We start from the raw sequence: 9,170 nt of genomic DNA, 5'->3' as shown, positions 1-9,170 counted from the left end.
TCACATTTTGCTGATAATTCTTTGCAGGATTTCCACGCCTGTTACCGCTTGCCAGCCAAACAGCCCCAAGAGCACAACATTCAGAAAGATGTGAGTGTTTCTCGCCAAATCATTGCCTTTTTGCATCAAAGGAGTCAGCGAGGCTGCGATCGCAATTATTGCCGTCATTCCCAACCCTGCTAGTAAGTGCGGGCCGACAAATAGTTTGCCGTTATTGATGTAGGTGACAGCCATTCCGCCCACTGCACCCGTTACCATCAACGCTAGCAGCAAAGAACCCATCTGGTGGTGCTTGATGTTGAATTTTCCCTTAATTAACTCTTTTTTGACTTCGCCTTCGGCGCTTCTGGTACGGCGGATTTGCAGGCCGAGATACAAAGCATACAATGAGATTGCTAGCAATACCCACATTAAAACTGGGTGGAAGAATTGGCTCCAAACTTTCACTGACTGAGGAATTTCGAGATTCATAGTGTTCTGAGGATTAGCAAACATACTTCATAAAACTTAGCATACCAGTCAGGCCGTCTCGTGCGACGGTAAAAATATACGGGATGAGAGACTATTATGCCTGCCACTAAACAAGACGCTGTATTGATTCAAGCCGCCAAGACTGGCAACATTATTCACGTCCAAGCTTTACTCGCTAAGGGAGTTGACGCTAACGCCAAAGACTCTGAGGGGACGACGGCTTTGATGTTTGCTGCCCAAAAGGGCTATACAGAAATCGTGCGTACTCTACTAAACAAGGACGCTAATGTCAACCAGGTGAGCAGGCGTTTTGGGCTAACGGCTTTGATGCTGGCGGCGGCTCACAAACAGGCTGACTCTGTGCGGCTGTTGCTGGCGGCGGGTGCTGATGTTAATGCTAAAAATGATGATGGAAGTACAGCTTTGATGGCGGCTTCTCTGAAGGGTGATATCAATGTTGTGCGGATGTTACTTGATGCTAATGCTGATGTAAATGTGCGTGATAAAGATGGAGATTCAGCTTTGAAAATGGCTGCTTTATCCGGTCATCAAGCTGTTGTTAAAGCTTTGGTGGATGCGGGTGCTGTTGCTGAAAATTCTATGCTGTTTTTAGCTGTCCGTCAAGGAAGCGCTGAAATTGTGCGAAGTTTGCTCAATTGTGGGGCGGATGCTAATGTTAAAAATCTAGAGAGCAAAACTGCTTTGATGCTGGCTGCGACGGCGGGAAATTTGGCTGTTGTCGAAGCGCTGTTGGCTGCTGGTGCTGATGTCGAAATTCCCGACAAAAACGGCGAAACTGCTTTAACTTGGGCTGCGGATTCCGGCAATACTGATGTGGTGCAAACTTTGCTTGGTGCGGGTGCTAATGCGAATGTGAAAAATGGAGATGGGGGCACGGCTTTGATGGCCGCGGCTGCTGGAGGAAATGCGCCGATCGCCCATATCTTACTCGATGCTGGCGCGGATATCAACGCTAAGGATAAAGATGATGAAACTGCTTTGAATTTTGCGGTGGTTGAAGGCTGCGAAGATGTGGTGGAATTGCTATTAAACCGAGGTGCAAGTGTCGGTGCTAGAAATCGGTTGGGCGATACGCCTTTACTGGTAGCGGCTGTTCACGGTCATAGTGCGATCGTATCGGCTTTGCTGCAAAAAGTAAACTCAAATCGGGCTGATTTCCTGAATGCAAAAAACTTTGGGGAGACGGCTTTGACGCTGGCTGCGTTTCACGGACATACCGACACGGTGAAGGCTTTGCTTGACGGCGGTGCTGATCCGAATATCCCGGCGGATTTGGGGAAAACGGCTTTAATGAAGGCGTGCGATCGAGGTTATGTGGCGATCGTTCAATTATTAGTCGAAAAAGGTGCGGATGTCAACTTGCTGGATGATTCGGGCGCAACCGCTTTAATGTGGGCAGCACATCGGGGTTATGCTGATGCAGTAAAGATTTTAATTGATGCTGGTGCAGAACTAAACCACAAAAATCCGGGAAATTATACAGCTTTAATGCTGGCTGAGTTTAAGGGTTATTCTAGTGTGGTGAAATTGCTCAAAAGTGCTGGAGCACTGGAGTAAGAGTTAAATAGTTTTGAGTAAGGTAATTCTGTCATTCTGAGGGTAGGCTTTGGTAAGTGAAGAAGCTCACATATCGGAACTTACGCACTGTAAGAGTGTGGCGGCAATAATTGAGATTCTTCGCCTTACTCAGAATGACAAAATTAGGTGATTATTGCATCCAGGACTATGAATTAACCTCAATTTGCTTTGCGTACCCAGCCGTTAATAGTAAAGCGGCTATCAGCAAAAGCTTTTGAGGGACAGCTAACTCGCAAAACTTCGTGCATATAGCGACTTAGAAAAAATACGATGCTGTTATTGCGAGGCTCAACGGTTCTGAATGTCTTGTCCGCAACATAAAAATTGTTTTCGATTTTGCTGTCATAAATCTGCAACTCGCCACCTGAAAAACCCTTGGGTTCTCGATAGAAATAGTAAACGTAAGTAAAAAATCGGCTGGCGGTATCTGGCGAGCCACTGTCGTTGTGAAGTTTATAAAAGTTGTTGTCATTGTGCATGGTTAGCTGAGCTTCTATCTCACCCAGGGGAAATGACGGAATATTTAAACTTTTCAGCACGTCGGGGAGAATTGCTTTGATGCGATTAACCATCAGTTCCGAAAAATCCGGGAACGAGTGGAGTACCATCGAACGGCGGTAATCTTCGGCATTGGTTGAGGTGCTGGTACTCACAAATTCTGATTCTTTTGCTAAGACATATTTGATGAGTTTATTCTTTTCTGCAGGGGTCAAAAAGTTGTCTATTTGGGCGTAGCGAGATATTAACTCGTCATTGACAGGCGGTGCAGGGGTGGGAATTTCTGCGGCGGGAATTTCTACGGGAGTTGCAAGCTGCTGCGGTTGCAGTTCCTGCAAGTAAATTGGGGGTTCTGTGACTAATCCGACTAGGTTTTCGCCGGGAAAAGAAAGGGCGGAACGACCTCCGTCTATAGGGATTTGAAATAAGGTGGAAAAACCGGGTGTTTGTTGAGTGCGATCGACTAATGTTTTGATCAGGCTGTGCAATAATGGTGTATCTGATTTGAGCGTAACGGTACACTGATGTCCGCCAGTGAGGAGGATTTTGACTTTTATATCTTGAGGTTTAATTTGCGGTTGAGTGTAAGTCATAATTTTTGAAGGACGCAACTGGGAATTTGGTATGACATAACAGTGTTGATTGGTGTCATAGCCTTCCAGATCCCCCCTAACCCCCTTAAAAAAGGGGGGGACAAGAGTCTCTAAATTCCCATTAAGAAGGGGGACAGGGGTTTTCTCAAAGTCCCCCGGAAGGGGGATTTAGGGGGATCGAGACTTAGAGTAAAACCAGAGATGCAAAGAATTTCCGACGTAAGTTAAGACCAATAAACACTATTGTATCCCTCCAATAAAATACACAAGTGAGAATTGCTTTAGGTATTATTCCTAATGCAAGAAGTGGCGAATATCAGTGAAAACCATTGTGATTCCGAGTTGGTTGGCTGCTTCGATGGAATCTCGATCGCGCATACTTCCGCCTGGTTGGACGATCGCAATTATGCCCGCCTCAGCCGCAGTTTTGACTGAATCGTCGAAGGGGAAGAAACCGTCACTGGCCAAAATCGCTCCTTTGCTCTTGTCTCCTGCTTGTTCTAATGCTAGTTTAACTGAGCCGACGCGATTCATTTGTCCGGCGCCGACACCGATTGTAGTGCGATCGCGCGTCACAACGATCGCATTTGATTTAACGTGTTTCGCTACTTTCCAAGCAAAGAGCAATTCTTCCCACTCTCCCGCCGTCGGCTGTTTCTCAGTAACAACCCGCCATTTGCTAGTTTCTTCTACTATATTATCTGAGTCTTGTACCAGCAAACCGCCTGCAATAACTTTAACAGTTTGTGGGGGCCCTTGAGTCAAGTCCGGCAAAATTAACACTCGAACTTTCGCCTTTTTCTTGATAATTTCTTCAGCCTCTGGTTTGCACCCCGGCGCGACAATACATTCTAAAAAGGTTTGAGTTAACGCCGTTGCGGTAGCAGCATCAATGGGGCGATTGAGGGCGACAATGCCGCCGAAAGCTGAGACTGAATCGGTGTCGAATGCTTTTTGATAAGCTTCCGAAATAGTTGTTCCCAAGGCAGTACCGCAAGGATTTGTATGCTTCAGAATAGCGGCGGCTGGTGTGTCGGGGAATTCTACGATCAGCCGCCTTGCTGCTTCTAAATCTACTAAATTATTGTAGCTTAATTCTTTGCCTTGCAGGATGCTGCTAGTCGTCCAGCCTGTCGGTGTACTTCCGCTTTGATACCAGGTGGCGGCTTGATGGGGATTTTCGCCGTAGCGGAGAGTTTGCAACTCTTTTCCTGATAAATTAAACTGCTTTGGTAGCGAAGATTCTTCAGCGGATTGGCTGCTGCTGAGATAAGTTGCGATCGCGCGATCGTAGTTTGCTGTATGTTTAAAGGTTTCTAGCGCACATCTTTGCCGAAACTCTAAGGATGCTTCGCCACCATTTTCCCGCAGCTCTTTTAAATAAGTATTGTACTGTTCTGGATCGCACAAAACTGTCAAATGAGCGTGGTTTTTGGCGGAAGCTCTCAACATTGCCGGCCCGCCGATATCTATCTGCTCAATTGCGTCGGCTAGAGTAACTCCTGGTTTAGAAATTGTCTCTTCAAATGGATACAGATTCACTACAACTAGATCGATCGCCCGAATGTGATTTGCTGTTAAATCTGCGAGGTCTTCCGGTACATCGCGGCGTGCTAAAATGCCCCCGTGGATTCGCGGGTGAAGTGTTTTGACTCGCCCTCCCAAAATTTCGGGAGAACCAGTATATTCCGCAACTTTGGTCACGGGGATGCCTGCTTCTTTGAGTGCAGTTGCTGTCCCGCCACTACTAATTATGTCAAATTCAAATTCTTCTACTAGACTGCGCGCTAAGTCGATTAGTCCGCTTTTATTGGATGTGCTCAGAAGTGCTAGACGTGCCATTGGTTTGAAGTTGCGATCGCAAAAATAGATAGGTTATATTCTATATCACATCTGCCTGCAGGGAGATGATTTGGTAATTGCTAATTATGATTATTTTTAATGAAATAAAGATGAGTTCGCTTATTTTTAACCATATTTTTTGTCAAAATTATATAATAATTTATACTAACCAGTGGCTTCTAAATATGTAGAACTTGCGCGTGGAACTGGTTATTTTGTGAGTGCGAGGGGGATTGAAGCCATATCCAGCTTGCACAGTTCGTGTCGCTACGTAAGTGTCAATGTTGTTGAAATTACTTAATAAAACTTAATAGATAAATCTATGGCGATCGCTCTTGAATTTTAACGATGTTTTATGATGAATTCTAAAAGTAATGTGCTAGCATCGGGTGTAAATTGCTCCCTCCCTAAATTTCCCGGAAAATAGGGCGATCGCAATACCTTAATGTAAAAAATAATTGAGTAGGGTAGAAATATGTTTTTTCAAGAAGCCGATCCAGAAAATAAGCTCAGTAATATTAGCAGGAAGCATAAAAAAACAGCTCCTAATCTGACCAATAGAACAGGCTACCAACAGATGCCCAAAACAAGAGCAGAGAATTCGACCGAGGCAAATATTTCCGAAGCTTATAGTCTTAGCCTGTGCGAATTGCAGCAGATGGAGCGAGCAATGGAACAGCTACAGCAGGATTTGAAAGCTAGCGAATCTCGGTTTCGGAATGTGATCGAAAAAAATGCTGACGGCATCGCAATCGTTAACAAGCGAGGACTTGTATGTTTTGCCAACCAGTCAGCAGAAGCGCTGTTTAACTGCACGGCAGATGAACTTTTAGGTCAAGCATTTTTTGGCAATTTAGTAGTAGAAGTTTCAGCTTGCGACCTTGAGATGGCGACGGATATTATTCCCCAAGTTGGAAAAACAGAAGCACCAGGAACTCGCGTCGTGCAAACAGAAGTTGAAGCTATTCGCAAGCAAAAAGCAAATGCTGTAGTAGAAATGCGGGTGGTGGAAACGGAATGGGATGGAGAAATGGCTTATTTAGCTACGCTACGGGACATTACCGATCGCAAACGCGCAGAAGAAATGCTTTGGTTGTACGATCGAGCTATAGCAGCTACTAGCACTGGAGTTACGATTTCTGACGCCACTGACCCCGAAAATCCAATTATTTATTGCAATCCCGCATTTGAAAGCATGACAGGTTATCGGCGGCAGGAAATTATTGGAAAAAACGGCCGATTTTTGCACGGAAGCGATACCGATCCGGCGGCAGTAGAAATAATTCGCCAAGCCTTGCAAACAGAAAGCGAGTGCAAGGTAATATTAAAGAATTACCGCAAAGATGGAACCGCGTTCTGGAATTGTTTCTCAATATCTCCTGTGCGCGATCGAATGGGCAAATTAACTCATTTTATTGGTGTACAGAGAGACATCACTCAGCGGAAACAAGCCGAAGAAGCCTTGCATAATTCTGAAGCACAAAGCAGAGAACAAGCCGCTCAACTAGCCACCACACTTAACGAACTCAAAGCCACTAATTCCCAATTAGTTCAAAGCGAAAAAATGTCTAGTTTGGGATTGCTACTGGCTGGCGTAGCTCACGAAATTAATAACCCAGTCAGCTTCATTTACGGCAATCTCGCTCATCTCACAAATTATACTCAAGACTTGTTTCACCACCTCGAACTTTACCAACAGCACTATCCTAATCCAGTCGCCGAAATTCAACAGGAAAGAAAAGAGAAGGAACTTGATTTTTTAGCTGAAGATTTACCTAAAATACTGTCTTCAATGAGCGTTGGTGTCGATCGCATTTGCCAGATAGTTCAGTCGCTGCGGAACTTTTCGCGACACGACGATTCGCAGATGAAACCCGTAAACCTCCACGAAGGTATTGACAGCACGCTGCTCATTCTAAATCACCGTTTGAAAGGAAACGGCGAAAAGCCCCCCATTAAAATTGTAAAACAATACGGAGACTTGCCGGCTGTTCAGTGTTTTGCCGGGCCAATAAATCAAGTTTTTATGAATATTCTCAGCAATGCGATCGATGCCTTAGAGGATGCGAACAAGAGGCGAAGCAGTCAAGAAATGGCAGAAAATCCCAGCCAGATTAGGATGTGCACGGAAGTAGTCGGCAATTTTGTAGCAATCAAAATTGCCGACAACGGGCCGGGAATCACTGAGGAAGTCAAGCAGCGCATATTCGATACATTTTTTACTACCAAACCTATTGGTAAAGGCACGGGAATGGGTTTGTCAATTAGCTACCAAATTATTGTAGAAAGACACAAAGGCGAATTACATTGTACTTCGGAATTGGGCAAGGGCACGGAATTTACTATCAGAATTCCAATTGCACATTAGGGTGGAATGTGCAATCTGCACCTTACCAACTTCATATATAAGCCAACAAGCGATCGGGAAGATCGCACTCCTAAAAAACGAGAAAAATAGTTTTTTCTCGTTACCCGAATCTAGCTGGAAAGGCATACTTAGAGGCTTTGCATCCCCATTGTAGAGAAAATTGTCACGTGCTTTTCGGCTCACCTTACCCCATAAATAGGGAATTAAAAAACCTCTGCACCCTCCAACTTCTTAAAAGTTTCAACCTTAGCCTTCGCCGCTTCGCCGCAAGTCTTCGGCGTCGGAAACATCTTCCCAGGATTCGCCAAACCTTTCGGATTAAACACCTGACGTACCCACTGCATCGTCTCCAAATCTACCTCCGAAAACATATCGGGCATAAAACACTTCTTGTCAGCGCCGATGCCGTGTTCGCCCGAAAGACTTCCCCCAACTTTCACGCAAAGCCTGAGAATTTCCCCGCCCAATTCTTCCACCTTTTCCAGCGCACCTTTTACCGAGTTATCGTACAAAATTAGCGGGTGTAAATTCCCGTCTCCCGCATGAAATACATTGGCAATTCGATAACCGTATTTCTCGCTCAAACCCTCAATTTCTTTCAAAACATAAGCCATTTGCGTTCGCGGAATTACGCCATCTTGCACGTAATAATCCGGGCTGAGATGGCCCGCCGCCGCAAAAGCAGCTTTCCGCCCTTTCCAAATTTTTAGGCGCGTTTCCGGGTCGCTTGCCGTGGTGATATTTCGTGCTCCGTTATGCTTGCAAATGTCGGCAATCCGCTGTTTGTTTGTGGCAACTTCCACTTCTAAGCCGTCGATTTCTACAAGTAAAATTGCTGCCGCATCGCGGGGATAACATCCAGTTGCCACCACATCTTCCACAGCATTGATGCTGATGTTGTCCATGATTTCCATGCCGCCAGGAATAATGCCAGCGCTGATAATATCCGAAACTGATTCGCCCGCTGCTTCTATACTGGAAAAATCCGCTAGGAGAACGCAAATCGATTCCGGCGCTTTGAGAATTCGCAGAGTAACTTCTGTGGCGATTCCTAAAGTGCCTTCAGAACCGACAAATACACCAGTTAAATCGTAACCGGGCATTTCGGAAACTTCGCCGCCGACATCGACTATTGAACCGTCCGCAACTACCAATTTTAATCCTAAAACGTGATTAGTTGTGACTCCGTATTTGAGGCAGTGAACGCCGCCAGAATTTTCGGCAACGTTGCCACCAATCGAACAAACAATTTGGCTGGAAGGATCTGGCGCGTAGTAGAAACCTGCGCCACTAACTGCTTGGGTTACCCAGTTATTAATTACTCCCGGTTGCACGACTACTTGCTGATTTTCTAAGTCTATTTTCAGGATTTTTCGCATCAGGGCAGTGACAATCAGCACGCAGTTTTCTACAGGCAAAGCGCCGCCGGAAAGGCCGGTGCCTGCGCCTCTAGCAACCCAGGGAATTGAGTTGCGATCGCATATTTTGACAACTTGCGCCACTTCCTCCGTAGTTCGAGGCAATACCACCACGGCGGGGCGCTGGCGGTAGCTGGCGAGTCCGTCGCACTCGTAGACAATCAATTCTTCGCGACGCTGCACCACCCCATTTTTGCCAACTACAGCCTCGAATTCTTTAATAACGGGTTTCCAGTTGCGTTCTGTTTCTACGGCTATCATTAGTGAATTTAATTAGGGAACTCTCAATAATATTGTTGCAAACTTTACTATTTTTGTGCAATTAATTATTTTTCTAAGGGTTGCAATATTGACACAGGGCAGGATCGGCAGTCTCTCGAC

The 9,170-nt window shown here is 45.5% G+C and carries 6 protein-coding genes; 2 read left to right on the top strand and 4 right to left on the bottom strand.

Annotated elements, in window-relative coordinates; genetic code table 11:
• Window positions 1–471, bottom strand: coding sequence for a DUF4079 domain-containing protein (locus QUA45_RS18725; RefSeq protein WP_333221814.1), 471 nt, complete (start codon window positions 469–471; stop codon window positions 1–3).
• Between the two features lie 96 nt (window positions 472–567).
• On the opposite strand from QUA45_RS18725, the gene QUA45_RS18720 reads away from it, so the two are divergent.
• Entirely contained in the window at window positions 568–2,049 is a 1,482-nt protein-coding gene (locus QUA45_RS18720) for an ankyrin repeat domain-containing protein (protein WP_333221813.1), read from the top strand.
• Window positions 2,050–2,228: 179 nt separating this feature from the next.
• On the opposite strand, the gene QUA45_RS18715 is transcribed toward QUA45_RS18720, so the two are convergent.
• Window positions 2,229–3,161 carry a 2OG-Fe(II) oxygenase gene (locus tag QUA45_RS18715; protein WP_333221812.1) on the bottom strand — a complete coding sequence of 311 codons (933 nt, stop codon included), beginning with the start codon at window positions 3,159–3,161 and terminating at the stop codon, window positions 2,229–2,231.
• A 294-nt stretch (window positions 3,162–3,455) separates the two neighbouring features.
• Window positions 3,456–5,003 carry a bifunctional phosphoribosylaminoimidazolecarboxamide formyltransferase/IMP cyclohydrolase gene (gene purH / locus QUA45_RS18710; RefSeq protein ID WP_333221811.1) on the bottom strand — a complete coding sequence of 516 codons (1,548 nt, stop codon included), beginning with the start codon at window positions 5,001–5,003 and terminating at the stop codon, window positions 3,456–3,458.
• A gap of 475 nt (window positions 5,004–5,478) precedes the next feature.
• Here purH and QUA45_RS18705 point away from each other — a divergent pair, with 475 nt between their 5' ends.
• A complete protein-coding gene (locus tag QUA45_RS18705) occupies window positions 5,479–7,371 on the top strand; it encodes a PAS domain S-box protein (protein ID WP_333221810.1) in 1,893 nt (630 codons plus the stop codon).
• Window positions 7,372–7,574: 203 nt separating this feature from the next.
• On the opposite strand, the gene glcD is transcribed toward QUA45_RS18705, so the two are convergent.
• Window positions 7,575–9,050, bottom strand: a complete 1,476-nt coding sequence (glcD, locus tag QUA45_RS18700) for a glycolate oxidase subunit GlcD (protein WP_333221809.1) — start codon at window positions 9,048–9,050, stop codon at window positions 7,575–7,577.
• Window positions 9,051–9,170: the final 120 nt, after the last annotated feature.

Origin of the sequence: Microcoleus sp. Pol12A5, assembly GCF_036701435.1 — a bacterium.
Taxonomy (GTDB): Bacteria; Cyanobacteriota; Cyanobacteriia; order Cyanobacteriales; family Microcoleaceae; genus Microcoleus.
This window is presented reverse-complemented; position numbering and strand designations above follow the sequence as displayed.

What these genes read in the sequence shown, in the direction of transcription:
- QUA45_RS18715 (WP_333221812.1), bottom strand. Translation starts at nt 3,161, where the DNA reads ATGACTTACACTCAACCGCAAATTAAACCTCAAGATATAAAAGTCAAA.
- glcD (WP_333221809.1), bottom strand. Translation starts at nt 9,050, where the DNA reads ATGATAGCCGTAGAAACAGAACGCAACTGGAAACCCGTTATTAAAGAA.
- QUA45_RS18720 (WP_333221813.1), top strand. Translation starts at nt 568, where the DNA reads ATGCCTGCCACTAAACAAGACGCTGTATTGATTCAAGCCGCCAAGACT.
- purH (WP_333221811.1), bottom strand. Translation starts at nt 5,003, where the DNA reads ATGGCACGTCTAGCACTTCTGAGCACATCCAATAAAAGCGGACTAATC.
- QUA45_RS18705 (WP_333221810.1), top strand. Translation starts at nt 5,479, where the DNA reads ATGTTTTTTCAAGAAGCCGATCCAGAAAATAAGCTCAGTAATATTAGC.
- QUA45_RS18725 (WP_333221814.1), bottom strand. Translation starts at nt 471, where the DNA reads ATGAATCTCGAAATTCCTCAGTCAGTGAAAGTTTGGAGCCAATTCTTC.